At 69.7% G+C, this 24,839-nt stretch carries 25 protein-coding genes; 5 read left to right on the top strand and 20 right to left on the bottom strand.

What is annotated here, in order from left to right:
* The first annotated feature begins 75 nt into the window (after nucleotides 1-75).
* The 3 genes from J2744_RS07425 (at nucleotide 76) to J2744_RS07435 (ending at nucleotide 1,762) form a co-directional block, all read left to right on the top strand.
* A complete protein-coding gene (locus J2744_RS07425) occupies nucleotides 76-885 on the top strand; it encodes an NRDE family protein (protein WP_209546200.1) in 810 nt (269 codons plus the stop codon).
* 72 nt (nucleotides 886-957) lie between these two features.
* Nucleotides 958-1,311, top strand: coding sequence for a helix-turn-helix transcriptional regulator (locus J2744_RS07430; RefSeq protein ID WP_209546202.1), 354 nt, complete (start codon nucleotides 958-960; stop codon nucleotides 1,309-1,311).
* 97 nt (nucleotides 1,312-1,408) lie between these two features.
* Nucleotides 1,409-1,762 carry a hypothetical protein gene (locus J2744_RS07435; RefSeq protein ID WP_209546204.1) on the top strand — a complete coding sequence of 118 codons (354 nt, stop codon included), beginning with the start codon at nucleotides 1,409-1,411 and terminating at the stop codon, nucleotides 1,760-1,762.
* Nucleotides 1,763-1,799: 37 nt separating this feature from the next.
* Here J2744_RS07435 and J2744_RS07440 read toward each other — a convergent pair whose 3' ends face one another.
* From J2744_RS07440 to J2744_RS07505, 14 genes are all read right to left on the bottom strand, one after another.
* Nucleotides 1,800-3,596, bottom strand: a complete 1,797-nt coding sequence (locus J2744_RS07440; protein WP_209546206.1) for a Na(+)/H(+) antiporter subunit D — start codon at nucleotides 3,594-3,596, stop codon at nucleotides 1,800-1,802.
* Nucleotides 3,593-5,719: a cation:proton antiporter gene (locus J2744_RS07445; RefSeq protein ID WP_209546208.1), complete on the bottom strand. Its 2,127-nt coding sequence runs from the start codon at nucleotides 5,717-5,719 to the stop codon at nucleotides 3,593-3,595. The genes J2744_RS07440 and J2744_RS07445 overlap by 4 nt, the downstream gene beginning before the upstream one ends.
* On the bottom strand, nucleotides 5,716-7,356 hold the full coding sequence (locus tag J2744_RS07450; RefSeq protein WP_209546210.1) for a proton-conducting transporter transmembrane domain-containing protein: 1,641 nt from the start codon (nucleotides 7,354-7,356) through the stop codon (nucleotides 5,716-5,718). Before J2744_RS07450 ends, J2744_RS07445 begins: the two co-directional genes overlap by 4 nt.
* Nucleotides 7,349-7,906 carry a cation:proton antiporter subunit C gene (locus J2744_RS07455; RefSeq protein ID WP_209546212.1) on the bottom strand — a complete coding sequence of 186 codons (558 nt, stop codon included), beginning with the start codon at nucleotides 7,904-7,906 and terminating at the stop codon, nucleotides 7,349-7,351. Before J2744_RS07455 ends, J2744_RS07450 begins: the two co-directional genes overlap by 8 nt.
* Nucleotides 7,903-8,757, bottom strand: coding sequence for an MnhB domain-containing protein (locus J2744_RS07460; RefSeq protein ID WP_245203255.1), 855 nt, complete (start codon nucleotides 8,755-8,757; stop codon nucleotides 7,903-7,905). The genes J2744_RS07455 and J2744_RS07460 overlap by 4 nt, the downstream gene beginning before the upstream one ends.
* The gene (locus tag J2744_RS07465; RefSeq protein WP_209546214.1) at nucleotides 8,754-9,344 is read right to left on the bottom strand and encodes a DUF4040 domain-containing protein; all 591 of its coding nucleotides are present in this window, start codon (nucleotides 9,342-9,344) and stop codon (nucleotides 8,754-8,756) included. Before J2744_RS07465 ends, J2744_RS07460 begins: the two co-directional genes overlap by 4 nt.
* Entirely contained in the window at nucleotides 9,341-9,673 is a 333-nt protein-coding gene (gene mnhG / locus J2744_RS07470; protein WP_209546216.1) for a monovalent cation/H(+) antiporter subunit G, read from the bottom strand. Before mnhG ends, J2744_RS07465 begins: the two co-directional genes overlap by 4 nt.
* On the bottom strand, nucleotides 9,670-9,975 hold the full coding sequence (locus J2744_RS07475) for a cation:proton antiporter (protein ID WP_004598222.1): 306 nt from the start codon (nucleotides 9,973-9,975) through the stop codon (nucleotides 9,670-9,672). Before J2744_RS07475 ends, mnhG begins: the two co-directional genes overlap by 4 nt.
* On the bottom strand, nucleotides 9,972-11,300 hold the full coding sequence (locus J2744_RS07480; RefSeq protein ID WP_209546218.1) for a monovalent cation/H+ antiporter subunit E: 1,329 nt from the start codon (nucleotides 11,298-11,300) through the stop codon (nucleotides 9,972-9,974). The genes J2744_RS07475 and J2744_RS07480 overlap by 4 nt, the downstream gene beginning before the upstream one ends.
* Nucleotides 11,301-11,448: 148 nt before the next feature.
* On the bottom strand, nucleotides 11,449-12,618 hold the full coding sequence (gene coaBC, locus J2744_RS07485) for a bifunctional phosphopantothenoylcysteine decarboxylase/phosphopantothenate--cysteine ligase CoaBC (protein ID WP_209546220.1): 1,170 nt from the start codon (nucleotides 12,616-12,618) through the stop codon (nucleotides 11,449-11,451).
* Nucleotides 12,619-12,670: 52 nt separating this feature from the next.
* Nucleotides 12,671-13,186 carry a hypothetical protein gene (locus J2744_RS07490; RefSeq protein ID WP_321169794.1) on the bottom strand — a complete coding sequence of 172 codons (516 nt, stop codon included), beginning with the start codon at nucleotides 13,184-13,186 and terminating at the stop codon, nucleotides 12,671-12,673.
* A 311-nt stretch (nucleotides 13,187-13,497) separates the two neighbouring features.
* Nucleotides 13,498-14,655: a DUF63 family protein gene (locus J2744_RS07495; protein WP_209546222.1), complete on the bottom strand. Its 1,158-nt coding sequence runs from the start codon at nucleotides 14,653-14,655 to the stop codon at nucleotides 13,498-13,500.
* 71 nt (nucleotides 14,656-14,726) lie between these two features.
* Nucleotides 14,727-15,176 (bottom strand): Lrp/AsnC family transcriptional regulator, encoded by a 450-nt coding sequence (locus J2744_RS07500; protein WP_209546225.1) that lies wholly within the window; start codon nucleotides 15,174-15,176, stop codon nucleotides 14,727-14,729.
* 59 nt (nucleotides 15,177-15,235) lie between these two features.
* Nucleotides 15,236-16,000 (bottom strand): 4-phosphopantoate--beta-alanine ligase, encoded by a 765-nt coding sequence (locus J2744_RS07505; RefSeq protein WP_209546227.1) that lies wholly within the window; start codon nucleotides 15,998-16,000, stop codon nucleotides 15,236-15,238.
* A 112-nt stretch (nucleotides 16,001-16,112) separates the two neighbouring features.
* On the opposite strand from J2744_RS07505, the gene J2744_RS07510 reads away from it, so the two are divergent.
* Nucleotides 16,113-16,349: a hypothetical protein gene (locus J2744_RS07510; RefSeq protein ID WP_209546229.1), complete on the top strand. Its 237-nt coding sequence runs from the start codon at nucleotides 16,113-16,115 to the stop codon at nucleotides 16,347-16,349.
* Between the two features lie 62 nt (nucleotides 16,350-16,411).
* Here J2744_RS07510 and J2744_RS07515 read toward each other — a convergent pair whose 3' ends face one another.
* Nucleotides 16,412-18,112 carry an acyl-CoA mutase large subunit family protein gene (locus tag J2744_RS07515; protein ID WP_209546231.1) on the bottom strand — a complete coding sequence of 567 codons (1,701 nt, stop codon included), beginning with the start codon at nucleotides 18,110-18,112 and terminating at the stop codon, nucleotides 16,412-16,414.
* A 127-nt stretch (nucleotides 18,113-18,239) separates the two neighbouring features.
* On the opposite strand from J2744_RS07515, the gene J2744_RS07520 reads away from it, so the two are divergent.
* Nucleotides 18,240-18,593, top strand: a complete 354-nt coding sequence (locus tag J2744_RS07520) for a hypothetical protein (RefSeq protein ID WP_209546234.1) — start codon at nucleotides 18,240-18,242, stop codon at nucleotides 18,591-18,593.
* Nucleotides 18,594-18,636: 43 nt separating this feature from the next.
* On the opposite strand, the gene J2744_RS07525 is transcribed toward J2744_RS07520, so the two are convergent.
* The 5 genes from J2744_RS07525 to J2744_RS07545 all read right to left on the bottom strand — a co-directional run bounded on the left by J2744_RS07525 (nucleotide 18,637) and on the right by J2744_RS07545 (nucleotide 24,839).
* Complete coding sequence (locus tag J2744_RS07525) at nucleotides 18,637-20,331, bottom strand: potassium transporter TrkG (RefSeq protein WP_209546235.1); 1,695 nt, start codon at nucleotides 20,329-20,331, stop codon at nucleotides 18,637-18,639.
* 1 nt (nucleotide 20,332) lies between these two features.
* Nucleotides 20,333-21,016, bottom strand: coding sequence for a potassium channel family protein (locus J2744_RS07530; protein WP_209546237.1), 684 nt, complete (start codon nucleotides 21,014-21,016; stop codon nucleotides 20,333-20,335).
* A 94-nt stretch (nucleotides 21,017-21,110) separates the two neighbouring features.
* Nucleotides 21,111-21,551 (bottom strand): universal stress protein, encoded by a 441-nt coding sequence (locus tag J2744_RS07535; RefSeq protein WP_209546239.1) that lies wholly within the window; start codon nucleotides 21,549-21,551, stop codon nucleotides 21,111-21,113.
* A 110-nt stretch (nucleotides 21,552-21,661) separates the two neighbouring features.
* Nucleotides 21,662-23,230 (bottom strand): TrkH family potassium uptake protein, encoded by a 1,569-nt coding sequence (locus tag J2744_RS07540; protein WP_209546241.1) that lies wholly within the window; start codon nucleotides 23,228-23,230, stop codon nucleotides 21,662-21,664.
* A gap of 106 nt (nucleotides 23,231-23,336) precedes the next feature.
* Nucleotides 23,337-24,839, bottom strand: coding sequence for a TrkH family potassium uptake protein (locus J2744_RS07545; RefSeq protein ID WP_209546242.1), 1,503 nt, complete (start codon nucleotides 24,837-24,839; stop codon nucleotides 23,337-23,339).

The following is a 24,839-nucleotide window of genomic DNA, read 5'->3' on the forward strand; positions in this document are numbered from 1 at the left end:
TTTCTTTTATTCTGAGTAAACTGTGGCGGCGGATCCTCCGTGGAGTTTTCAGTCGCTCGGGGCGTACTCGCGGGCGTGTGTACCCTGACCCTCGCGTGGCGGACGTTCGGCGACGCCCCCGTCGCGCTCGCGGCCACCCGCGACGAGGCGCTCGACCGTCCCAGCGAACCGCCGGCGTTGCGCGGCGACGAGACCGATAGCGGCCACGCCGGCGGCGACGGAGCAGGTAGCGTCCGGTATGTGGCCCCGCGCGACGCCGAGGCCGGTGGCACGTGGATCGGCGTCTCGGAGGGCGGTCTCGTCGTCGCCGTCACGAACCGGTGGCTCGACGCCGACCGCGAGGGGGACCGCTCCCGTGGGCTGCTCGTCCGCGACTGCCTGCGGGCCGCCTCCGCCGAGGAGGCGGTCCGATCGGTCGAGCGGGAGCTCGCCGAGCGCGCGTACGACGGATTCAATCTCGTCTTGGCCGACGAGCGGGCGGCGTTCCTGCTCGCGTACGACGGCGGTCTCGTCGCGACCCGACTCGACCCCGGCGTCCACGTCGTCGGCAACGTCGGCGGCGTGGTCAACGGCGCGGAGCGGTTCGCGGTCCCCGAGCGGCGACGGGAGTTCGGCGAGGAGCGCGCCGAGAGCGCCAGGCGGATCGCAGCGACGCTCGTCCCGGAGCCGGGCGAGTCGGGCGCGTCGTGGCTCGACCGCGCGAGCGACGTCCTCGCCGACCACGAGTACGGCGCCTGTCTCCACGGCGACGACTTCGGCACGCGGTCGTTCACCCGAATTCGGACGGGCGACGACCCCGCCGTCGCGTACGCCGACGGCCCGCCCTGCGAGACGCCCGCGGAACCGGTGTCGCTGCCGGTCGACTTCGCGCTCTCCCGCGGATGAGGCGACGCGGCGACGTCGAGGGCGGTCCGACCGGAAAGCCAGTTTTAAGCGATTCGGGGGGCGTGTGAAACCATGAGCGCGTCCGAAATCGAGTCCGAGCTGTCGGCGGACGAGCGCGCCGGTCTCGAACTCATCCGCGAGACCGGCGGGATCCACCAGAGCGACTTCTGGAAGGAACTCGACGTCTCCTCGCGGAAGGGGAGCCGCATCGCCGAATCCTTAGAAGAGTCCGGAGTGATCCAGCGCGAGGACACCGTCTACGACGGCCACAACACCTACTACCTGGAGCCGGCCCCGCGCGACCTGGACTTCTCGCTGCTTATGGCCGGCGACATGCTCTCGCCGTTCATCGGCGAAGAGGAGGTCGACGCGCAGGCCGACGCCTTCTCGCAGTGGATGATGAACCTGGCGTACGAGGAGTACTGACCCGCGACACCCGTTTTTCCGATCGTTTCGTATCTCGCCGTTCGGTCGTCTCGTGCCGACGCCGGGCTTTTGCCGGCCCGCGTCGAACCGAGCGCCCATGAAACGCGCCCTCCCGCTCGCGGTCGTCGTCGGCCTGCTTGTCGGACTCGGCGTCCACCGAATCGTTCCGACCGCCCCCACGTCCCTCGGAACCGCCGCGGTCTACGCCGGGGCCGCGTACTTCTACCTCGCGTTCGACATCTCGCTGCTCTCGGAAGCGCCGCGGTTCGACGACCGCGTCGACCGAGTGGGGTACGGGATCGGTCTCTTCGGCGTGAGCACGAGTCCGCTGCTGTTCGCGCACTACGCCGGCGTCGGAGACGGCGCGGTCCTGGGATTCGCGGTCGCGTTCGTCGGTGCGATCGCCTTCCTCGTGCTCAGCGAACAGGCCAGACGCCTCGGCGACGACTGAGGCGAGAGAGCCGCCCGACGCGGGCGGCCGACGCCAGTCAGACCAACAGGAAAGCGAACAGCGCGACTCCGGCGGTGAGCGTCAGGAACAGGACGCTCCGGCCGATACCGGCGCGGATCTCGACGTCGAACCCGGCGCGAGCGAGCGCCTCGCGCGGGTCGCTCGCGGTCCGCATCGCCGCGCCCGCAAGCGCTATCGTCGCGCGGTCGACGGCGGCCCACAGTTCCGTGACGCCCCACACCGAGCCTCGCCCGAGGTAGAACGCGCTCGGGAAGAGGACGGCGTCGACGTCGGGCATCCGGTGGGCGAGCCAACCGAGCGGCCGCTTCAGCGCGAAGAAGCCGACGAAGCCGGCGACCAACAGCGCCGCGCTCTCGGTCAGGTGGCTCGTGCTGTACGGGTGGAGTTCGGGGGCGACCTCGGCGGTGAACGGCATCAGGTCGACGAGGAACCCGTAGGTCAGCGGCGTGCCGAAGAAGACGCACGCCCCCGCCGCCAGCAGCATCCCGCCCGTCTGGAACGGCGTGGCGTCGTCCGGGGACAACGTCGCCGAACCGTGGAAGAACACGTAGTAGCCGAGCTTGATGAACGACATGAACGTCCCCACGCCGCCGAGGATGAGCAGCCACCAGAGCAGCCCCTCGCCGAGGAGTAGCTCGAAGTTGTGGAGCTCGTGGGCGGAGTCGATCACCATCCCCTTCGAAATGAAGCCGTTGAACCCCGGCACCGCGGTAATCGAGGCCGCGCCGACGAGATAGACGAGGAAGGTGACGGGCATCACCTTCCAGAGCCCGCCCATGTCCCTGATGTCCTCGACGCCGGTGCGGTAGACCACGACGCCGACGGCCATGAAGAGGAGGCTCTTGTAGAGGACGTTGTTGAACAGGTGCGCGAACCCGCCGGTGACGGCGAACTCGCCGACGTACGTCGCCAGCCCGAAGCCGGCGAGCATGTAGCCGACCTGCGCCTGGATGTGGTACGACAGCAGCCGCCGCGGGTCGTACTGGAGCAGCGCGAAGAACGCGCCGTAGACGGCCATGAACCCGCCGAGGTACGCGAGCCACATGCCGCCCTCGGGGAACGCGCGGTACATCACGTAGGCGGCGGTCTTCGTCGTGAACACCGAGAGGAACACCGACGCCGCGACGTGCGGGCGCGGGTAGGTGTCCGGCAGCCAGCTGTGAAGGAAGATGAACCCGCAGTTGATCCCGATCCCGATCGCCGCGAGCACCGTCGCGGAGGCGTGGATCCCGGTCGTCGACGAGAACAGGAATATCTCGCCGGCCGGCACGCTCCCGAGCATCGACACGCCGTGGACGACGACCGCCGCGAGCAGGATGGTCCCGCCGGTGCCGTGGAACAGCGCGTAGCGGTAGCCAGCCCGCACCGCCGCCCCGCCGTGCTGCCAGACGAGCAGCGTCGAGGTGACGGCCATCAGCTCCCAGAAGAAGATCAGGGTGAGCCAGTCGCCGGCGTAGATCGTCGCCACCGTCGACGCGACGTAGATCAGCGCGAACGCGGTCACCCACGTCGGCGCCTCGCTGCCGTACGCGTACAGCACCGCCGCCGTCGCGAGGAACCCGACGACGACCCCCATCAGCAGCGAGAACTGGTCGACGTTGAAGAAGACGACGTCGAACCCGAGGAACTGCGTCGCGAGGTGCGCGCCCGTTCCGCCGTCGCCGAGCAGCACCGCCTGCGCGAACGTGAACGCCGTCGCCAGCGCGGCGACAGCGTGCCCCGACCGCCGCGGCAGCGCCAGCACCGCGAGCGCCGCGAACGCGATCAGGACGTACGGCGGAATCGAGGTCAGGAGGTCGGTCGGCACCGTCACGGGCGCACCACCTCCTCGGGGAGCCGCGTGTCGACGATGAGCTCGATCAGCTCCAGGAAGCCCATCTGGTGGGGAATCACGCCGAGCAGGACCGCGAGCGCCATCACGGTGAGGATCGGCCCGAGCGTGAACCACGTCGACTCGCGCCCGCGGAGGGCGTCGACACCGGCGACGTGTTCCCAGCCGCCCGCCGGCGGCCCGCCGTGGTGATGGTCGTCGTGGTCGTCGCCGTGCTCGTCGTGAGTGTCGGTTGCGAATTCTTCATCGTGAGCGTCGACGGCGGCGGATTCGCCGTCGTCGTGACCCTCGGCGGCATCGGCCGCGCTCTCGTCGGGCGCGTCGGCGCGCCCGGGACCGAACGGCACGTCCGCGTCCGAGGGGCGCTGGTCGACCGCGTAATCGCCCGTGTCGACGCGTTCGGCCGGTTCCGAGAAGTCGCGCTCGCTCGCGGCGAAGTCCGGCCGGACGACGCCCTCCTCGTCGGTCGGCAGGTCGTCGAGGTCGGCGTCCGGGACCTCAGACTCGTCGACGCCGTCGGCGTCGGGCGCGGAGTCGCCCGCGTCGCCGTCGCCCGCGTCCGCGACGATGTCGTCGACCGTGTCGGCGGATTCCTCCTCGCCATCGTCGTCGCTGTCGTCGGTGTCATCGTCGTTTGCGCGGCCGCCGTCCGTCGCCGCGACGATCGACCGCGACTCGCCGCCGAGCGGGAAGTCGACGAGCGGCTTCGCGTCGTGGGCGTCCTCCGCCTCGAAGAAGGCGGTGTAGATCACCGGCCAGAAGTACGCGACGTTGAGGACGCCTGACAGGAGCAGCGCGCCGGCGAGGTAGTAGGCGACCGGGGTGAGGGTCATCCCCATCTGAACTCCGCCGATCAGCATGTAGTACTTGCTCACGAAGCCGGCGAGCAGCGGCATCCCCGCCATCCCCAGCGAGGCGACCGCGAACGCCCCCATCGTCAGCGGCATCCGCTTGCCGATCCCCGCCATCTGGGAGATGTAGTCGGTGTGAGTCGACACGTGGATGTTGCCCGCACAGAAGAACAGGGTGAGCTTCATGAACGCGTGCGCCGGGATGTGTAAGAGTGCGCCCACCAGCCCGTACCAGCCGAACAGCCCCAGTCCGAGGATGATGTAGCTCAGCTGGCTGATCGTCGAGTAGGCGAGCCGGCGCTTCAGGTGGTCCTTCCGGAGGGCGATGAGCGAGGCCGCGGTGAGCGTGATCGCCCCGATGGTCGAGAGGACGAGGCCGGCGGTGAAGCCGAAGGGGAGCGAGAGGTCGAAGACGAGTTCGGGTCCGAACACGTCGAGGACGACCCGCGAGACGCCGAACGCGCCGGACTTGACGACCGCGACCGCGTGGAGCAGCCCGGAGACCGGCGTCGGCGCCACCATCGCCTCGGGGAGCCACTGGTGGAGCGGCATGATCCCCGCCTTCACGCCGAACCCGATCGCGAGCAGGAAGAAGGCGAGCATCGCCAGGCCGGGGTCGGCGTTCGCCAGCTCAGCGATTCCCCCGGCGGTGAAGTCGACGGAACCGGCGAGCAGGTAGACGAGCGCGGTGCCGGCGAGGACGAGCACGCCGCCGCCGAACATCGTGTACGCGAGGTACTTGCGGCCGGCCGAGCGCGCCTCGGCCGTCTCGTCGTGCGCGACGAGCGGGTACGTCGCGATCGATAACAGCTCGTAGAAGACGAAGATCGTCACGAGGTTGCCGGCGAACGCGATCCCCATCGTCGCGGCGAGCGACACCGCGAACGCCGCGAAGTACCGGGTCTGGTTCGCCTCGTCCAGCCCGCGCATGTACCCGATGCTGTAGAAGGAGGTGACGATCCACAGCCCGCTCGCGAGGAACGCGAACAGCATGCCGAGCGCGTCGGCGCGCAGGACGAACTCGATCGGCGCGCCGATCCCGGGGAGGAACGCCCCGAGCGACCACTCGAAGACGGCGCCGTCGAGGACCGCCGGCAGCATCGACGCGACGATGCCGAACTTCGCGAGCGACGCGACGAGCGTCCACCCCTCGCGGACGTTCGGCGAGCGGTGCGACGCGACGATGAAGAACGCCGCGACGAACGAGACGAGAACCGCCAGTAGGGGACGTATGTCGGGTGTAGCTTCTATCATGCGAACACCTCCGTGAGGAACGGGTCGAACCACTCCGCGAGCGCGAAGCCGCCGAAGCCGAGCGCGACCGTCGCCAGCGCCGCCAGTCCGAGCGCGAGCAGCGGCGCCGTCGGCACCCGGTCGGGGACGAGCGACGACCGCGGCGCGCCCTCGACGGGCGCCGGAAGACCGTCCGCGGTCTTTGCGGGCGACGGTTCCCGGTCGTCGGTCGCGGCGGAGTCGCCGCCGTCGGTCGCCGCCGCGTCGGCGGCGCCGTCACCGCCTCCCGCGGCCGCGTCGCCGTGGTCGCCGGGAAGCCCCGCCCCGGCGAAGTAGAACCGCTCTACCAGCCGCGCGACGTACGACAGCGTGAACAGCGTGCTGACGAATATCGCCGCCGCGACCGCGATGCCGATCGGGCCGCCGCCCGCGAGGCCGGCGTCGACCGCGCCGACCCCGATGTACCACTTGCCGAGGAAGCCGATCGAGGGCGGGATCCCGACCAAGGCGAGCCCGAGGGCCGCGAGCGCGCCCGACGTGTACGGGGCCGCGCGGGCGACGCTGGCGAGGTCCTCGATCCGGCGGCTGCCGTAGCCGAGCGCCAGCAGCCCGATTCCGAGGAACAGCCCGAATTTCATGATCCCGTGGCCGATCAGGTGGACGATCCCACCGAGCAGCGCCGTCTCGTTCGCGAGCGCGACCGCCGCGCCGATCATACCGAACTGCGCGACCGAGGAGTACGCGAACATCCGCTTGAGGTTCGACTGCATCGCCGCGAGCGCGGAGCCGGCGACGATGGAGACGGTCGAGACGACGAGCAGCGCGGTCGCGATCCCCTCGTTGGCCGCGAGGAAGTCGACCGTGAACACCGTGTAGGTCACGCGGATCAGCGCGTACGCGCTCGCCGTCGACACCAGCGCTGCGACGATCGTCGTGACCGAGTCCGGCGCGCGCTGGTAGGCGTCCGGCTGCCACGAGTGGACCGGGAACAAGGCGATCTTCAGGGCGAGTCCGGTCACGATGAACGCGTAGCTCGCGCGGACGAGCGGGTCGCCGTAGCCGGCCTGCGCGACGATCTGCGCCTGGACGTCGAGCATGTTCAGCGTCCCCGTCGCGAGGAAGACGTAGCCGACGCCGAGCAGGTACAGCGAGGCGCCGACGGTCCCGACGACGAGGTACTTCAGCGAGGCGTACGCGCTCGCTCCCGAGCGGTCCGCGGCGATGAGCGCGTACGTCGTCAGCCCGGTGATCTCGAGGAACACGAACAGGTTGAACAGGTCGCCGGTGAGCACCATCCCGACCAGTCCGCCGACCAGCAGGAGGTACGCGCTGTAGAACGGGTTCCCCCGCGGACCGGCGACTCGGGCGAACGCGAGCGTCGCGACCGAGACCGCGGCCACGAGCAGCAGCACCGCCACCGACAGCCGGTCGGCGACGAGCTCGATTCCGATCGGGGGGAGGAAGCCGCCCAGCGCGTGGCTGAACGGTCCGTTTATCACCGTCTCCGCGGCGATCGCGGCCGCTATTCCGGCCACGGCCGTCGTCCCGACCGCCGCGACCGGCCAGCCGGCGCGGTCGTACCGCAGCCCGAGCGCCAGCGGCAGCGTCGCCGCGACGATGGGGACGACGACCGCGAGCGGCAGGAGGACGTCAGTCATCCGTCTCACCCCCCGCGTCGGACGCGCCGGGCGCCCCACCGGCGGCGGGCGCCCCGTCGTCGCCCGACGTCTCCACCGGTTCCCGCGCCGGGATCGACCCCTCGTCGCGGAGCAGTTCGCGGAGGGTGTCGGTCCGGAGCGTGCCGTACTCGTCGTAGATCCGGATGCACAGGGCGAGCGCGACCGCGGTGAGGCTCACGCCGACGACGATGGCGGTGAGCACGAGGACGTGCGGGAGCGGACTGACGTAGAGACCGCCCTCCGGACCGCCGGACGGGACGATCGGAATCGCTCCGCCGTCGACGTACGCAGAGGCGATGAAAAGCAGGAAGATCGCCGTCTGGAACAGGTTGAGTCCGATGATCTTCTTCACGAGGTTGGGGTTCGCTATCATCATGTAGAGTCCGATACAGAGCAGCAGCGCGAACGCGACGTACGCGTGTCTCGTCGCGAGTATCTCGGCGGCGCCGCCGGCCGAGGAGAGCACCGAAGCGCCGAGAGTCGAGGCGTCGACCGCGGCGGTGAACGCGCCGACGAGCGCGGCGGTCATCGTTCGCCCCCGTCGGTCGCCGCGTCGTCAGCTGCGCGGCCCCCGTCGGTCGCCGCGTCGTCGCCTGCGCGGCCCCCGTCGGTCGCCGCGTCGTCAGCTGCGCGGCCCCCGTCGGTCGCCGCCGGACCCGGAGCGTCGCCGTCGGTCGGGGCGGTTCCGTCGTCCGGATCGGTGCCGTCGATCGAACCGTCGTCCCGGGCTTCGTCCGTCTCGGGACCGTCTCCCACCTCGTCGTCGAACGCGTCCGCGTCGGCGAACCCGCCCGCGTCGCTGAACCCGTTCGCGAGGACGAAGAACAGTCCCATGAGCACGCCGGCGACGATGGTGCCGATCCCGAGGATCTCGACGCCCTCCATCCCGTACTTGACGGGGTCGGGGATCGGGAGCAGCTCGTACTGGAGGAAGGCGCCGCCGAGCGCGACCGGGACCAGCCCGATGCCGGCGAACACGAGGGTGCCACCGACAGCGAGCGCGACGACGACCGTGTTCGCGAGCCACTCGCGGGTGGCCTCGATGCCGAACGCGAACGCGATCATGAACACGACCGCGGCCACGATCGCGCCGCCCTGGAACCCCCCGCCCGGCGAGCCGCCGCCGTGGAAGGTGACGAACAGCCCGTAGGTGAACGCGAACGGCGCGACGATCTTCACCGTCGGCATGATCACCTGGCTCTCCGTGTACGGGGTGCCCTGTCGGCGGTCCGAGTCGAGGCGACCGTCGCTGCGCGCCGGCCGGTCGCGACCGAACCCGCCGCTGGAGTCGGGGTCGGCGCCGTCGTCGGGGTCGGCGCCGTCGTCGGGGTCGGCGCCGTCGTCGGGGTCGGCACCGGAGTCGGGAGCGGAGCCGTTCATGCGAACACCTCCCTGTGGAGGACGATGAGGGCGGCGATCCCGGCCGCGAACACGACGACCGCCTCGCCGAAGGTATCGAACCCGCGGAACGCGGCCAGTACGGCCATCACCGCGTTTTCGACGCCCGTCTCGGCGTACGTCTGGGCGATGTACCACTGGCTCACGTCCGGGTTCGACCAGATCGGGGCGTCCTCGGAGCCGACCGCCGGGATGTCGCCCATCGTGAGCAGCAGCCCGCCGAACAGCAGTCCCGCCGCGCCCGCGGCGGGCAGGTTCACCGACTCGAAGGCCGCCTCGTGGTCGGCCCGAGTCGTCTTCGCGAGCGTGAGCAGCAGCAGCACGGTGGTCACCCCGGCGGAGATGGCGGCCTCGGTCATCGCGACGTCGGGCGCGCGGTAGAACGTGTACAGCGCGGCCATCCCGAGGCTGTAGGCGCCGAAGATGATCACCGCGGCGAGCACGTCGCGTGCCAGCGCCGTGAACAGCGCGGTCAACACCACGAAGACGAACAGGCTCGCCTCGATGGCGGTCACCTGCGCGACGACCGGCGCGCCGAGGGGACCGACGGGCGCGAGCGCGCCGGTCATCGGCGCTCATCCCCGTTGGTCCACGGTACGATTCCCTCCTCGAAGGCGGCCCGAGCGATCGCGTGGGCCGCGGTCGGGTTCGTCACGAAGATGAAAAACAGCAGGAGGACCGACTTGAAGCCGGCGCCCGCCAGCCCGACGGTGAGCGCGACCGCCGCCAGCCCGAAGCCGGCGCCCAGCGTGTCGGCCTGGGAGGCGGTGTGCGCCCGCGAGTACAGGTCGGGCAGCCGGAGCACGCCCACCATCGAGACGAACGAGAAGAACAGCCCGAGCAGCGTGAGCGCGACCACCAGCCAGACGCGGGCCGCCTCCAGCGCCGCGGCGGTCACAGCACACCACCCCGCTCGACGGTGAACTTCGAGATAGCGATGGCCATCAGGAAGTTCAACAGGGCGTACACCAGGGCGATGTCGAGGAACGTCGGCTCCCCGAGCGCCGCGCCCAAGATCGCGAGGATGACGACGGTGTTCGTCCCGAGCACGTTCACCGCCAGCACCCGGTCTTGCATCGTCGGCCCGACGACCGCGCGGTAGAGCATGCCGACCGCGAGGACGGCGAAGCCGGCGGCCGCGACGAGCAGGAAGTCGCCGAGGGTGTAGCCGGCCGCGAGCGACGCGTCCACGAGGCTCATCGGTCGGTCACCTCGTCGTCGATCGATTCGGCGGCGTCGGTTTCGTCGCCCCCGTCACTCTCGTCACCCGCGCCGACCGCTCCGCCGTCGGCGGCGGCGATCGGCAGCTCCTCGGTGGCGTCGTCGCCCTGGAGGATCGCCACGTCGTCGCGCTCGCGGGGGGTCGGCAGGCGCGCCGACCGGCGGCCGTAGTAGACGAAGCGCGTCCACCGCTCTAAGGAGCCGTCGAACAGCCCCTCGCGGGCCCACGGGACGAGCGAGTGGACGTAGAGGTCGCTGTCCCGGGCGCGGACCGTCAGCGTGCCGGGCGTCAGCGTGATCGAGTTCGCGAGCGTCATCAGCGGGAGCCCGCTGCCGACGATCACGCGCATCCGGTTCAGCGTCGGCTCTATCGGGAGCCGCGGGTCGAGGATGACGCGGGCGACCACGAGGTTCGCCTTCAGGATCTCGTAGAGCAGCACGGGGACGTACACCAGCCCCCGGGCGATCCGCATCGGGGTGCGCGGGATCGCCGGCGTCGAGTCGAGGCTCACCCGCGAGAGGGTGATCGACACGACCGCGGCGGTCGCGACCCCCGTCACCGCGTCGAACCAGTAGGTCGGGTCGCCCAACAGGAGGTAAAACGCCAGCGAGAGTCCGAAAAGCGCCACGAACCGTCCGGTGGTCGCCTCGGTTCGGAACCGCTCGCGGCGCGTCGGTCGATCGACCGGCGCGGTCTCGACCGACAGCGAGGTGTTCGAGAGCGCGAACTCCAGCGGCTGGAGCAGCGTCGTGTTGCCGACCGGGGTGTACTCGGGGTCGAGCACGACGCGGTCGGCGGCGTTTTCCTCGGCGTACTCCGCGAGCACGCGGACGTAGTCGTCGGCGCCGAACAGGTAGTCGTCGGCGCCGATCACCGCGGTGACGACCTCGACGTCCGCGGCCGCGGGCGCCTCCGAGTCGTCGAGGTCGGCGGTCGCCCACGCCGCGACGCGTTCGAGCACGCGCTCGGCCGCGGCGGCCCGCTCGTCGCTCTCCGGGTCCCCGTCCCGCCACGATGCGATCTCGACGAGGTGGAGCGCCGGAGCGCCGTCGTTCGCGGCCGCCTCGGCGACGTGCGCGATCGTCGAGCGGAGCGTGGAGGTCGGCTCGACGGGGACGATGATCGCGCCGGCCGTCGCCGTTGGCCCGCTGGTCGTTGGCCCGCTGGTCGTTGGCCCGCTGGTCGTTGGCCCGCTCGTCGCGTCGGCGTCCGACGCTTCGGCAGAGGGACCAGACGTCTCGGCGGAGTCGACCGGGCCGTCGGCGGAGGCTCCGTCGCCGGGCGGCGGGTCGGCGTCAGCCACCCACCACACCTCCCACGGAGCCGTGCGTGACCGTCTCGTTACACATGAGTATCTCTACCCATGTGGTCGCTCCACCGCCTCAAAACAGTTTGTATCCGCGGGGAGCCTGCCGGGGTCGAGTGATGCGATCTTCCGTTTCCCGCGCGTCTCACGCCGACGCGTCGAGCGTCGCCGCGAGCCGGTCCGCGATCCGGCCGGCGACCGCGTCCTTCGAGCCGGAGACCTCCTCGGGGTCGGTCCCCGCCTCGCCGACCAGCAGGACGCGCGTCTCGTCGTCGCCCATCACGCTCGCGTCGTTCGCGACGACGAACGCCAGCCCGACGCGGTCGCGGATGCGCTCGGCCTCCGCGACCATCGCGGCGTCGTCGCCGGAGGTCTCGGCCTTGAACCCGACGATCGGGAGGTCGGGGTACGCCTCGCGCACCGAGTCGATGAGCTTCGGCGTCGGCTCCAGCTCGACCGACAGCGGCGAGCCGGACCGGATCTTCTCGTCGACGGCGTCGGCGGTGAAATCCGAGATGGCGGCCGCGGAGATCAGCGCGTCCGCGGTCGCCGCGGTCCGCCGGCAGGCCGACATCATCTCGTCGGCCGTCTCGACCGCGGCCACGTCGGCGTACGGGACGTCGGGACCGTCCTGAACGAGCGTCACCCGCGCGCCGCGGGCGTAGAGCGCCCGGGCGACCGCCCGGCCCGTCTTCCCCGACGCGCGGTTGGTCAGGATCCGGATCGGGTCGATCCGCTCCTTCGTCGCCCCCGCGGTGACGACGACGTGCGCCCCGGAGAGGGTCTGGGGCGTCGTCGCGCGGGCGACCTCCGTGACGATGTCCCCCTCGGCCGCGATCTTCGCTTTCCCCTCCTCGATCCTCGGGTCGGCGAAGCGGACGCCCCACGACTCCAGGCGGTCGAGCGCGTCGAGGACGCCCGGGTGGTCGTACATCGGCTCGTGCATCGCCGGCGCCATCACGACCGGCACGTCAGCGCCGAGCGCGGTCGTCGCGCAGGTCGTCACGGGCGTGTCGTCGACCGCGGCCGCGGCCTTCCCGGCGGTGTTCGCGGTCGCGGGCGCGAGCAGCAGCACGTCGGCCCATCCCTCGCGGCCGCAGAGCTCGACGTGTTCGACGCTTCCGGTGATCTCGGTGACGACCGGTTCGTCGGTGGCGAAGTCGACCGCCCACGGGTGGACGATGTTCGTCGCCGCCGGGGACATGACGGCGCGGACGCTCGCGCCGTAGCGGCGCAGTTCGTGGGCGAGTTCGACGACCTTCACCGCCGCGATGCTCCCCGAGACGCCGAGCGCGACGTTGACCCCATCCAGCATTACCGAGACCGTTCCACCCGCGGCGGCTTATAAGGTGTCGTTGCGGAGCCGGTCAGGAGCCGTTCGACTGTCCGCCCTCCTGCGGCGCGGGGAAGTCGGCGGCGGATAAGAGCGCGTTCACCGGATCGGCCTCCAGCGCGTCCAGCACCGCCGCGGCCGACCCGCTGACCAGGGCCGCGCCCGCCTGTTCGTTGGCGTTCTCCACGGCGAGTCCGTCCGCGTCGGCCGCGTACGACTCCAGGTCCTCGATCGCGGCCGAGACGATCTCGGTCTGCGCGTCGAGCAGCTCCGCCTGCGCGTCCTCCTGCGAGAGGTTCCCCTCCTGAACGCGGGTACTGATCTCCGCTTGGGCCGCCTGAATCTCCGCCTGAACGTCGAGCGCGACCGTCGCGCGGGCGTCGTCGCCGTCGGAGCCGCTCCCGGTCCCGTCGCCGCTCTCGTCCGTTCCGTCGTCGGTCTGTCCGGCGGCGTCGCCGTCCGATCCGGCGAGGTCGCCGCAGCCGGCGAGTCCGAGCGTCGATCCCGTGGCCGCGGCCGCCAGCACGCGTCGTCGCGGTGTGTCAGTCACGGTCGCGCTCGGCGCTCGGGCCACTTGTCGGTTCCGTAGCGAACCCGCGCCGGTCGAAGGCCGCACCGCAACCACCGGAAGACGGTCTCGCGCACTGCGTTCGCTGCGCGGGCTGCGACTTCCGTGCTCCCGCTCGCTCCCTTCAGTCGCTCGCGGGACCGCACCTCACGCCTCCCCAGCCTCGGCGGGCGGCGCCGCGCGGCCCGCTCGCCTCCCTCGCGTTCGCGTCGCGCCACGGGGGCGCGACGCGGCGCGCCGTCCGGCTCCTAAATCGTCGTTTGAGTCGGGATCGTCGGGTCGAATCGACTCGCTCAGACCCCGAACGTCGCGCGGAGCATGTCTCGGGTGCCTGGACCGAGTCCGACGGCGAGGACGGTGATGAGGAGCAGCAGCGTGTACCGCGGCGACTCCTCGTACATCTCGCCGTTGAACACCCAGACGACGAACGTCGCGGCCGCGAGCTTCACGAGGAGGAACGGCCACGCGTCGCCGATGACGGAGACGATCGACTCGGGGAGCAGCCGCCCGGTCCAGTCGACGATCAGCTCGTTGACGACGTGTTTCGGCACGAGGTTCGCGGTGCCGGTCAGCGCCGGCATCCAGTTGAGTCCGATCACGTTCGCGACCCCGTCGATCGCGTGGCCCCAGATGATCACGATCCCGGCCGCGCCGGTCCCCTGCCGGATCGTCGGAATCCGCCGGGTCGCCAGCGCCCACGTGCCCGCGGTCGCGACCGTCGCGATGACCAACGTCGGGACGAGCACCTGCGGGTAGAAGGTGACGTAGCCGGTCGTCGCGGCGAGATAGGAGAGGTAGCCGACCGCGAGCGCGAGCCCCGCGGCGCCCGACGCGAACAGCGGGCGCGCGTAGTCGTCGACGACGCCGCGCCGCTCGAGTCCGTACGCCGCGACGACGCACGCGAGCGTGAACAGGAACACCGTGAAGTAGATGAACGGGCTGATGAGCAGCGCGCTCGCCGGGAAGGCGATCAGCGGCTCGACGCCGGCGTCGGTCGCGGCGACGCCCGCGTCCTCGACCGTCCGCATCGCCCCGCCGAACAGCATGAACGGGAACAGCGCGTAGAAGAAGCGGAGCTCCGTCGCGATGTCGAGCCGGCGGAGCAGGAAGACGACGCCGATCAGCATCGCCAGCAGGATCACCACGTAGCTCACCGTCGAGAAGGTGGTGTATCCCGGGGTCGCGACGACCTCGCCCGCGCTCACGGCCGACCCACACGCCGCGTCGCTACCGAGCAGCTCCGTGGTGCCGCCGGCCTCGCGGACCGCGCACTGCGCGCCCTCGCCGTCCGCGACGACCGGTCCCCAGAAGTAGCGCCAGAGGAATCGGTCGTAGACGACGCGCGGGAAGACGACCGATCCGACCGCCAGCACCGCGGCGACACCGCCGACGACCGCCGCCCACGCGCGCTCCGGCGACGGGTCGAACCCGTCCGCGAGGCCTGTGCTCATGGTCACCGTTCGGGGAGGTCCCGAGTTGAGCGTTCCGGTCCCGTGCGGGCGCGGCGGCGTCGGGCTTCCCGCTACAGCGGCGGTCCGGACTGCTCGTAGTCGGTGCCGAGTATCACCATCGTCTGCGAGCGCGAGAACCCCTCGGTCTCCGCGATCCGCTCGAACATCAGCTCCCTGAGCCGGTCGGTGTCGGCCGCGACGACGCGGAGGATTACGTCCCACTCGCCGGTTGTGAGGTGTATCTCGCGGACGCCGTCGATGCCGCGGAGCCGTTCGAGCGCGTCCTCCTCGCGGCCCTGCTCGACGCGCAGGCCGACGAACGCGCCGACGCCGTACCCGACCGCCTTCGGGTCGATGTCGGCGTGGTACCCGCGGATGACGCCCGCCTCTTCGAGGCGGCTGACCCGGTCGTGGACGGTCGCGCTGGACATGTCGATCCGGCGAGCGACCTCCGAGAACGGAGTCCGCGCGTCCTCCTGGAGGATTCGCAGGATCGCCCGGTCCGTCTCGTCGAGTTCCATACCGCCCGCTACGGGCGGCGTACGCTTTTGCCTTCCGGCGAGACGATTCCCCGTCGTCCCTACTCGTCGTCCCCGTCCGCGAACGACCCCTCGCGGATCGCCGCCTCGGCGTCGTCGAGCGCGGCGTCGGCGTCGAACTCGTCGACGACCCGCTCCAGTTCGGCCGGCGTCGCGTCCGCGAGGTCCCGCGCGTGCGCCGCCATGTTCGGCACCGCGCGCAGCAGGTTGTCGATGATCGGCACGTCCGCGGTCCGCGGCGAGCGGCTCCCGGGGTTGAGGTCGATCACGATCTCCGTTTTCCCCATCGCGGCGAGCGCGGCGGCGCGGTCGCCGTCCTCCAGCGGGACCACGACGACGTCGGCCGCCTCGATCCCGTCCGCGTCGACGACGCCGCGCGCGTGGTCCAGCCCGGGGATCTCGCCGTCGCCGGCGAGTCCCTTCACCTCGTCGGCGCCGTGCTCGCGCAGGTGATCCGCGATCCGGCGGACGCGCTCGTCGGTGTGGTTGAACAGGTTCACCTCGATGTCCGCGTCGACCGCCTCGGCGAGTTCGACCGTCTCGCTCGGCGCGAGCGCCGCGACGTTGCCGTTTACGGACAAGACCGGGCGGTCGGCGAGCAACAGGGTCGCGGCCGCGGCGCGCGCCGCCGCGTCGGCGCTCGGGAGCGTGCGCTCGCCGAGGAGATAGTCGAACGCCTCGCCGCGCCCCTGGGCGATCAGTCCCTGCTTCGAGGTGATCCCCTGCTCGACGCCCGCCTCGATCCGGTGGCGCGTCACGAGCGACGCGTACCGCGGGTGGTCATCGGGGATCTCCGTCTCCGTCATACCCGAGCGAGGCGACGCGCCGATTAAAGTGGACCGTTCGCGGCCGTCGCGTGCGGCGGAACTACCCCGGCACACAACTGTTAACATAGATCATATCGTAGCGCCGCACGGGATGGACCGCACTGGCAAGTACACGATCGTCGACGCGTGTAACGACCACAGGGCGATCACGCTCCGCGAGTACCCGCGCAACGGGACGCTGTACGTCGTCGAGTACGACGACTCCGACGTGGAAGACGAGCTGTCGTCGCTCGACGCCGGGTCGGTGGTCGAACTCGACCTCCGGCGGGCGGGCCGGCGGGGAAACGCGTGGTGCGCGGAGTCCGCTCGTCCGATCGAGACGGCGTAGTCGGCGGAACGCGCGGTCGACCCGACGGAACGCGCAGTCGGCCCGTCCTCGTTTTCGTTCGGTCAGGCGACGCCGATCCGCTCGCGGTAGGCGCCGTACTCCGCCTCGAATACTTCCATGATCTCGCCCATGGTCGCGTACGCCTTCACCGCCGCGACGATCTCCGGCATGGCGTTCTCCCCGGCCTCGACGGCGTCGCGGAGGTCGTCGAGCGCGGCCGAGACCGCCTCGTCGTCGCGCTCGTCTTTCACCGACTCCAGTCGGTCGAGCTGTCGCTCGCGGGTGGTCTCGTCGACCTTCAGCAGGTCCGGTCGCGTGTCCTCGTCGATCTCGTAGGCGTTGACGCCGACGACCGTCTCCTCGCTCTCGTCGACGCGCTCCTGGTACTCGTAGGCCGACTCCTGGATCTCGCGGTGGAAGTACCCCTGCTCGATGCCGCGGAGGACCCCGTCGCGCACGGAGCCGTCGCCCATCTCCCTGATCTCCTCGATGTACGCCATCGCGTCGGCCTCGGTCTCGTCCGTGAGACTCTCGACCGCGAAGGAGCCGCCGAGCGGGTCGACGATGTCGGCCGCACCCGACTCCTCGGCGATGATCTGCTGGGTCCGGAGCGCGACCCGCACCGCCTGCTCGGAAGGGAGCGCGAGCGCCTCGTCGAAGGAGTTGGTGTGGAGGCTCTGGGTGCCGCCCAGCACGCCCGCGAGCGCCTGGATCGTGACGCGCGCGACGTTGTTGAGCGGCTGCTGGGCCGTCAGCGACTGCCCGGCGGTCTGGGTGTGGAACTTCAGCCGCTTCGACGCCTCGGTCTCCGCGTCGTACCACTCCTCCATGATCCGGGCGTAGATCCGGCGCGCGGCGCGGAACTTCGCGACTTCCTCGAACAGCGAGTTGTGCGAGTTGAAGAAGAAGGAGAGTTGCGGGGCGAACTCGTCGACGTCCAGCCCGCGGTCGAGACACGCCTCGACGTAGGCGAACCCGTCGGCGAGCGTGAACGCCAGCTCCTGGACCGCCGTCGATCCGGCCTCCCGGATGTGGTAGCCCGACACGGAGATGGGCTTGAACTTTGGCGTCTCCGCGACCGCGAACTCGATCGTGTCCGTCACCAGATCAAGGGAGGGCGCCGGCGGGATCACCCACTCCTTCTGCGCGATGAACTCCTTGAGCATGTCGTTCTGGAGGGTGCCCCGAAGCTCCTCGCGCGGGATTCCGCGCCGGTCCGCGAGCGCGACGTACATCGCGTAGATCACCGGCGCGCTCGGGTTGATCGTAAAGGAGGTCGACACCGTCGCGAGGTCGATGCCGTCGAACAGCACCTCCATGTCGCGTAACGTGTCGACCGCGACGCCCTCCTTGCCGACCTCGCCGAGCGACATCTCGTCGTCGGAGTCGATCCCCATCAGCGAGGGCATGTCGAACGCCGTCGACAGCCCGGTCTGGCCCTCGTCGATCAGGTAGTGAAACCGCTCGTTGGTCTCCTCGGCGGTGCCGAAGCCTGCGAACTGCCGCATCGTCCACGTGCGGCCGCGGTACATCGTCGGGTAGACGCCGCGGGTGTAGGGTTCCTCGCCCGGGAACCCCAAGTCCTCCTCGTAGTCGAGGTCGGCGACGTCCTCGGGGGTGTATAAGCGGTCCACCTCGCGGTTCGACACGGTCGCAAACCGCTCTTTCCGCTCCCCGTGGCGGTCGAGGGTCGGATCGAGCGTCTCCGCCTCCCACGACGCCTTCGCCTCGCGGATCTCGGAGAGCTCCTCGTCGTCGTACATGCCGCTCGTTACCCGCCGGTCGCGTATAAACATTCATTATACTCTACAAGGTGCGAATCGCCCGTTCCCCGGCGGCTTCGACCCCCTCCGCGGATCGGTTATATGTGATCGGAATCAACTCCCGGCCATGACCGACACCTCGGAGCGCCCGACTCCCCCGGAGGGGCTCCCTCCGAACCTCGTGAACGCGTTGACCGACTGCTCGCCCGGAGAGCTCCGGAAAGCGATCGTTCACGCGCAGGAACTGCTCCACTACCATGGGGAGGCGGAGCTCCCGGTCGCCGCGGAGGACAACGAGGACATCGTCCGCGTCACGGAACACGAGGGGTACACGGAGGTCGTCAAGCAGTTCCGCTGTGCCGACGGCTGCGACGAGTGCCCGCACGGTCCCTACCTCTATCACGTCACCGAGGAGCCGCAGCCCGACGGGAGCCACAAGGTTCACTGGTCGTTCATGGGAGGGGTGCGGGTCGAGGAGTAACCGGACCGACGGCGGGCGGTCGACGCCGGTGACATTCCAGTGCTTACGGATTTAACCCCCAGATACCGGCTCGGAGGAACACGAGGACCGGGATGATCTCCAAGCGCCCGATCCACATGTTGAAGAGGAACATCCCCTCCGCCAGCGGCGACATCGACGGGCCGGTGATACCGGACGAGAGACCGACGTTCCCCTGTGCGCTGGCGACCTCGAACAGCGCGTCGGCGTAACCGAACTCCGGCCCGGCGACGTTGACCAGCACGATGCTGCCGACCGCGAGCGCGACGAGCCACAGCAGGGTGACGATGGCGGCCTCGCCGAACTCCCGCTCCATCGTGGCACGGTCCAGCGTACGGTCACCGATGCGCGTGGTGACGACGGCGTTTTTCGGCAGGAACACGCGCGAGAACTGCCAGGCGATCCCGCGCGCGACCGTGTAGCCGCGGACGATCTTGATCCCGCCGACGGTGGACCCGGCGGCGCCGCCGAGCACCATCGCGCCCACGACCAGCACCTTCGCGCCGGCGACCCAGCGGCCGATCGGCGCCGACTGGAACCCGGTACAGCTCAGGGCGCTGATCCACTGGAACGTCGAGTCCCGAACGGCGTCAAGCCCCGCGCCGTCGAGTAGCGGCACGGAAACCGGGAGGAACGATCCCGTCGCGAACGCGCCGGGAGTCGCCGGAACGGAGGCGACGTTCTGGATCGAGAGCACCGCGACGCCGGCGCCGAACAGGAGCAACAGCCACCGCGTCTGGAGGTCGTCGACCAGCTCGCGGAACCGTCGATCCCGCAACACGACGTAATGGACGGGGAACGCGATCGCACCGAGCACCATGATCGGCAGTAGCGTGGTCTCGACGAGCGGGGAACCGTACGTCGCGATCGAGTTGTCGGTGACCGAGAACCCCCCCGTCGTCAGTCCGGTCATGGCGTGGTTGAGCGCCTGCCAGGCGGTCTCGCCGTAGGAGAGCGACTCGGCGTACGCGCTCTCGCTCAGCCGGATCGCGGCGAACAGCATCGCGAAGGCCAACAGCGTGTACGCGACGACGAGCTTCCAGACGGTCCGGACCGTCGAGACGACGCTCGGGTGTATCTTCTTTTCGCGGGCCTCGCTCTGGTAGAGGGCGTAACTCCCGCTGCCCGGACGCGAGAGGATGGAGACGGTGAGGACGATGACGCCGACGCCGCCCACCCACTGGATGAACGACCGCCACCACTGTATCGCCCGCGGCAGCGACGGCTCGTGGACCGCCATCGTCAGGCCGCTCCCGGTCCAGCCGCTCATGCTCTCGAAGACGGCGTGGAGCGGGTCGCGGAAGTAAGCGAGACTCGAAACGGTCGTGGTCCCGCCGACCGCGATCGGGTCCCACGAGGCCGCGGCCGCGGCGGCGGGCACGAACGTGTCCATGACGGCGGGGGGCGTCACCCACGCCGCGAGAAACAGCGGGAGTGCGCCGAAGAGGGCGACCCCGAGCCACCCGCCGGCGGCGATCACCATCCCGTGTTTGGTCTTCGGCTCGGGGGCGTCGGCGAACCGTCGAACGGCGAGGCCGCCGATCAGGGCCGTCAGGCCGCCGGAGATCAGAAATCCGAGCGCGGCGTAGTACTCCCCGAACCCGAGCGCGACGGCCACGGAGAGCGTCATCAGCCCGGCCTCCATCAAGAGGAGCGAACCGACGTCCCGCGCGATGATCTCCAGGTCCGTCGGGAGCCGCCCGTCGGATCGGTCGGTCATCTCACTCGCCGTCCTCGGCGTGGCCGAACACGCCCGTCAGTTCGGGGGTCACGCCCTCCGCCGAGTACACGGTGAGCAGGTCGCTCGCTTCGATGCGGGTGTTACCGCGCGGCGTTATCGGCGTCTCTTCGCCGCTTCGCTCGATCGCGACGATCAGCGTCTGCCCGCCGATGAGGTCCGATTCGTCGGCCTCTTGAAGCGTCTTCCCGGCGATCGGTGCGTCCGGCCCGACGGTGATCTCGAACACCTCGGCCTCCTCGCCGATGTGCATGAAGTCGACGACCGACGGCCGGCTCACGGCCCGGTAGAGGTACTCGGCGATCAGGCTCTGGGGGTTCTGCATCGTGTTGACGCCGATCTGTTCGAACACGTTCATGTGTTCGGGGTTGTGGACGACCGAGACGATGTTCGGGATCGACAGCTCCTGCGCCAAGAGACAGACCATGATGTTCGTCGCGTCCTGGTCCGTCGTCGAGATGAGGGCGTCGGCGCGCTCGGTGCCGGCCTCGCGCAGCGTCTCCTTGGAGGTGGCGTCGTCGTTGATGACGAGACAGTCGTACTGTCTCGCCGCCCGCTCCGCGCGCTCCTCGTCGCGCTCGATGACGACGACCTCGTTGCCGCCGGCGGTCGCGAGGTCGACGAGCGGGGTGCCGATATCGCCGGCGCCCACGACGATCAGGTACATGTGTCAGCCCTTCAGGATCGACCACCGAAAGCCTACCGCTTGCTTGAAACGGCGGGACGCTCGTTTCGCTCAGCGCCCGCCGAACGGCCGACGCTCAGTTTTCGTCGTTTACTTCCGGGAGCGCGATCACGGGGAGCGGCGCGTTCGTCACCAGCTTCAGCGAGATGTCGCCCGAGAAGAACTGCATGAGCCGGTTTCCGCCGCGCGACCGATAGGCGACGGCGCTCGCGTCGACCGCCTCGGCGGCGTCGAAGATCGCACCGACGATGTCGCGGGCGTAGGCGGTGTGTTCGTCGGCGTCGGGGAACACCGTCCGGACCGCGGCGTACGACTCGGCGGCCAGTTCCTCGGACTGCTCGACGGGCGTCTTGTCGGGGACGCCCCCGCCCTTCTCGACGACGTGGAGCGCCGTCACCCGCTCGGGGTCGTACGGTTCGAGCGCCCGCGCAGTCGACAGCGCGTCCTCCTCGTTCGCGACCGGGAGGAGGACGTGGTCGAGCAGCTCCTGACCGTCGGGGTCGTCGGGACTCGTCATACGAACACCACTATCCTCGTCAGTTAAGAAGATACGCTCTCGCTATTCCGGTCCCTAGTAACCCCTTCCCACGGCGGAAAGTGCGTTTTCGCACCTGATGGGTGAGCTTTTCACCGACCGTCGACCGCCGAGATGAACACGGCCAGCACCGGGACGATCTCCAGCCGCCCGATCCACATCAGGAACACCATCAACAGCTTCGACGTGTCGGGGAAAAACAGGTAGCTCCCGAACGGCCCGAGCCGACCGAAGCCCGGTCCGATGTTCCCGATCGTCGCGAGCGACGCGCTCGTCGATTCCAGCATCGTCAGCTGGATCCCGATGCGCGCGGCGTCGAGCGACAGGAGCACCGCCGAGACCGCAAACAGGACGATATACAGGATCGTGAACGACATGATACCGCGAATCGCGTCCTCGTCGACGACGCTTCCGCTGAGGCGGATCGGCTGGACGACGTCGGGGTGCGCCGACGTGAACAGCTCCCGCCGGATCGCCTTCCCGACGATGAGCCACCGCACGATCTTGACGCCACCACCGGTCGATCCGGCTGAGCCGCCGATGAACATCGCGAACATGAGGAGGATCTGCGCATCGGTGTCCCACTCCACGAAGTCCGCAGTCGCGTACCCGGTGGAGTTCAAAAGCGAGCCGATCTGGAACGCGGCCTGCCGGAGCGAGTTCCCGGCGACCCCCTGGGTCGTGCCGCCAAGCTCGATAGCCGGCGCCGCGCCCCGGAACAGCAGTACGGCGAGGATCGCCGTTACCACAGCGAGCGCGCCGGCGTAGGCGCGGAACTCCGCGTTCTTCAGCATGACTTCGGCCTCGCCGCGCAACACGTGCCAGAACAGCGCGAAGTTGACGCCCGCGATCACCATGAACGGGATGACGACCCACTGGACGACCGCCGAGAACGCCGCGATACTGTTGTCCTCCGGCGAAAATCCGCCGGTCGGAAGGGTGGTGAACCCGTGTGCGACGGCGTTGTAGAGGGTCATGTTATCGGCCATGCCGAGGAGGTGAAGCCCGTACAGGATCGCGATGTAGACGATCGTGAAGCCGAAGTAGATCAGCCAGAGCGCTCGCGCCGTCTCGGCTATCTTCGGCGTGAGCTTCTGGAGTTCCGGCCCGGGCGCTTCAGACTCCATCAGCTGCGCACCGTTGACCGCGACCTCCGGGAGGATGGCGATCATCAGGACGATGATCCCCATCCCGCCGAGCCACTGCGTGAGCTGTCGCCACATCAGCACCGCGTGGGAGTGCCGGTCCGTGCTGATCTCGCCGAGGACCGTCGCGCCCGTCGTGGTGAACCCGCTCATCGACTCGAACAGGGCGTTGACGATCGACTCCGTGAGCGCACCGAACGATCCGGTCTGGAGTCCGACCGTCGACGCCGTCCCGTACCCCGCGATCAGGTAGGGTATCGTCCCGATGACCGCCGCCGCGAGCCACGCGAGCGAGACGAAGAGCAGCGCCTCGCGCGGGCCGAGGTCCGGGTCGGGATCGACCCGCTCGACCGCGAAGCCGAGCGCCGCGACGAGCGCCATCGACACCAGAAACACCCAGATGTCTTCGCCGTACGCGAGCGCCACGATCAGCGGCACCAGCAGCGTGACGGCGAGGTACTTGATCCCCACGCCGAGAAGCCCCACGCTCGCCTTCCAGTTGACGCCCCACGACATAGTTACTCGATCGATATGGGAGTCGCCCGTTCGCTGTATTAAACTGTCGAAGGGGTGATGGAGGCGGGAACGCCGGGCCGCGTCAGTCGCGGTCGCTCGCGACCGTTCACGACGTCCAGAACGCCTTCGTGAACAGCACGAGAACGGGGATGATCTCGATCCGCCCGATCCACATCAGGACGATCATCACGGCCCGGGTGCTCAGCGGGAACGTCGCGAACGTGCCGTACGGACCCGCGTCGCCGAACGCCGGCCCGATGTTGAGGAACGTCGTCGCCGCGGCGCCGAGCGCCTCGAACTCGTCTACGCGAAGGTTCGCCCGCTCGGCGTCGACGACGACGACCACGGCGAGTAAAAAGAAGATCACGATGCTCAAGAGGAGGTACGCGTAGATGTCGCGGATCGCGCCCTCGTCGACCGACTTCCCCGAGATGCGGACTGGCCGCACGGCTTCCGGATGAATGGAGGTGAAGAGGTTCCGGCGGAACGACTTCAGCGCGACCAGCCACCGCAGCGACTTGATCGAGCAGGTCGTCGAGCCGACCATCCCGCCGACGAACATCCCCATGAACAGCATGTGCTTCGCCGCGGGCGCCCACTGTACGTAGTCGGTGCTGGCGTACCCCGTCGTCGTCACGATCGACGCGACGTTGAAGACCGCGTGGCGAATCGTCCCCTCGGCGCCGAATGTGGTGCTGGGATCGAGGAACAGGCCGAGGGCGACGACCGACGCGAGCGTCCCCATCGCGCCCAGATAGAAGTGGAACTCCTCGTTTCGAAGCAGGCGCATCGGCTCGCCGTTGATGGCGAAGTAGATGAGGACGAAGCTGGTCGAGCCGACCACCATGAACGGGACGACCGCCCACTGGATCAGCGGGTGGAACGCGCCGACGGAGAGCGGCTCCGGCGAGAAGCCGGCCGTCGCGACCGACGTGAACGCGTGCGCGACGGCGTTGTACAGGCCCATCTGCGGGTCGACGGCGAGTCCGAGCAGGAAGTAGACGGCGACCGCGAGTCCGGTGAGTCCGAAGTAGATCCCCCAGATGAGCTGTGCCGTCTGCGAGATCTTCGGCGTGAGCTTGTTGACGTCCTGCGTCTGCGACTCCGACTCCATCAGCTGCGCCCCGCCGACCCCGATCTCGGAGAGGACCGCGGTCGCGAGGATGAGGATACCGAGTCCGCCGAGCCACTGGATCACCTGTCGCCACATCATGACGGATTTCGAGTGGAGCGAGAAGTCGCGCAACACGGTCGCGCCCGTCGTCGTCAGCCCGCTCATCGACTCGAACATCGCGTTCACCGGGTGCGCGAGCGTGCCCACGCCCGGGACGACGAACGGGATCGCGCCGACCGCGGCGACGAGGAACCAGATCAGCGCCACCGCGAGGAACGCCTCGCGGGGACCGAGGTTCTCCTCCGGGTCCCCCACCGATCGGAACGCCGCGCCGAGCGCGAGCGAGACCGCGATCGCCGCCAGAAAGGGGACCGGTGACTCGCCGTAGTAGAAGGCGATCAGTAGCGGGAACGCCAGCGGGACCGGGAGCGCGGCGAGGACGTCGCCGGTGAGTCCCACGCTCGCTCGCCAACCGACTCGGATCCTGGAGGTCAC

Origin of the sequence: Halorubrum trapanicum (assembly GCF_017873555.1) — an archaeon.
Taxonomy (GTDB): domain Archaea; phylum Halobacteriota; class Halobacteria; order Halobacteriales; family Haloferacaceae; genus Halorubrum; species Halorubrum trapanicum.

What these genes read in the sequence shown, in the direction of transcription:
- J2744_RS07510 (WP_209546229.1), top strand. Translation starts at nt 16,113, where the DNA reads ATGGACCGCACTGGCAAGTACACGATCGTCGACGCGTGTAACGACCAC.
- J2744_RS07445 (WP_209546208.1), bottom strand. Translation starts at nt 5,719, where the DNA reads ATGATAGAAGCTACACCCGACATACGTCCCCTACTGGCGGTTCTCGTC.
- J2744_RS07430 (WP_209546202.1), top strand. Translation starts at nt 958, where the DNA reads ATGAGCGCGTCCGAAATCGAGTCCGAGCTGTCGGCGGACGAGCGCGCC.
- J2744_RS07540 (WP_209546241.1), bottom strand. Translation starts at nt 23,230, where the DNA reads ATGTCGTGGGGCGTCAACTGGAAGGCGAGCGTGGGGCTTCTCGGCGTG.
- J2744_RS07525 (WP_209546235.1), bottom strand. Translation starts at nt 20,331, where the DNA reads ATGACCGACCGATCCGACGGGCGGCTCCCGACGGACCTGGAGATCATC.
- J2744_RS07530 (WP_209546237.1), bottom strand. Translation starts at nt 21,016, where the DNA reads ATGTACCTGATCGTCGTGGGCGCCGGCGATATCGGCACCCCGCTCGTC.
- coaBC (WP_209546220.1), bottom strand. Translation starts at nt 12,618, where the DNA reads ATGCTGGATGGGGTCAACGTCGCGCTCGGCGTCTCGGGGAGCATCGCG.
- J2744_RS07495 (WP_209546222.1), bottom strand. Translation starts at nt 14,655, where the DNA reads ATGAGCACAGGCCTCGCGGACGGGTTCGACCCGTCGCCGGAGCGCGCG.
- J2744_RS07500 (WP_209546225.1), bottom strand. Translation starts at nt 15,176, where the DNA reads ATGGAACTCGACGAGACGGACCGGGCGATCCTGCGAATCCTCCAGGAG.
- J2744_RS07435 (WP_209546204.1), top strand. Translation starts at nt 1,409, where the DNA reads ATGAAACGCGCCCTCCCGCTCGCGGTCGTCGTCGGCCTGCTTGTCGGA.
- J2744_RS07515 (WP_209546231.1), bottom strand. Translation starts at nt 18,112, where the DNA reads ATGTACGACGACGAGGAGCTCTCCGAGATCCGCGAGGCGAAGGCGTCG.
- J2744_RS07455 (WP_209546212.1), bottom strand. Translation starts at nt 7,906, where the DNA reads ATGACCGCCGCGCTCGTCGGCGCGTTCACCGCCGCGGTCGACGCCTCG.
- J2744_RS07460 (WP_245203255.1), bottom strand. Translation starts at nt 8,757, where the DNA reads ATGAACGGCTCCGCTCCCGACTCCGGTGCCGACCCCGACGACGGCGCC.
- J2744_RS07520 (WP_209546234.1), top strand. Translation starts at nt 18,240, where the DNA reads ATGACCGACACCTCGGAGCGCCCGACTCCCCCGGAGGGGCTCCCTCCG.
- J2744_RS07505 (WP_209546227.1), bottom strand. Translation starts at nt 16,000, where the DNA reads ATGACGGAGACGGAGATCCCCGATGACCACCCGCGGTACGCGTCGCTC.
- J2744_RS07475 (WP_004598222.1), bottom strand. Translation starts at nt 9,975, where the DNA reads ATGAGCCTCGTGGACGCGTCGCTCGCGGCCGGCTACACCCTCGGCGAC.
- J2744_RS07465 (WP_209546214.1), bottom strand. Translation starts at nt 9,344, where the DNA reads ATGACCGGCGCGCTCGCGCCCGTCGGTCCCCTCGGCGCGCCGGTCGTC.
- J2744_RS07535 (WP_209546239.1), bottom strand. Translation starts at nt 21,551, where the DNA reads ATGACGAGTCCCGACGACCCCGACGGTCAGGAGCTGCTCGACCACGTC.
- J2744_RS07450 (WP_209546210.1), bottom strand. Translation starts at nt 7,356, where the DNA reads ATGACTGACGTCCTCCTGCCGCTCGCGGTCGTCGTCCCCATCGTCGCG.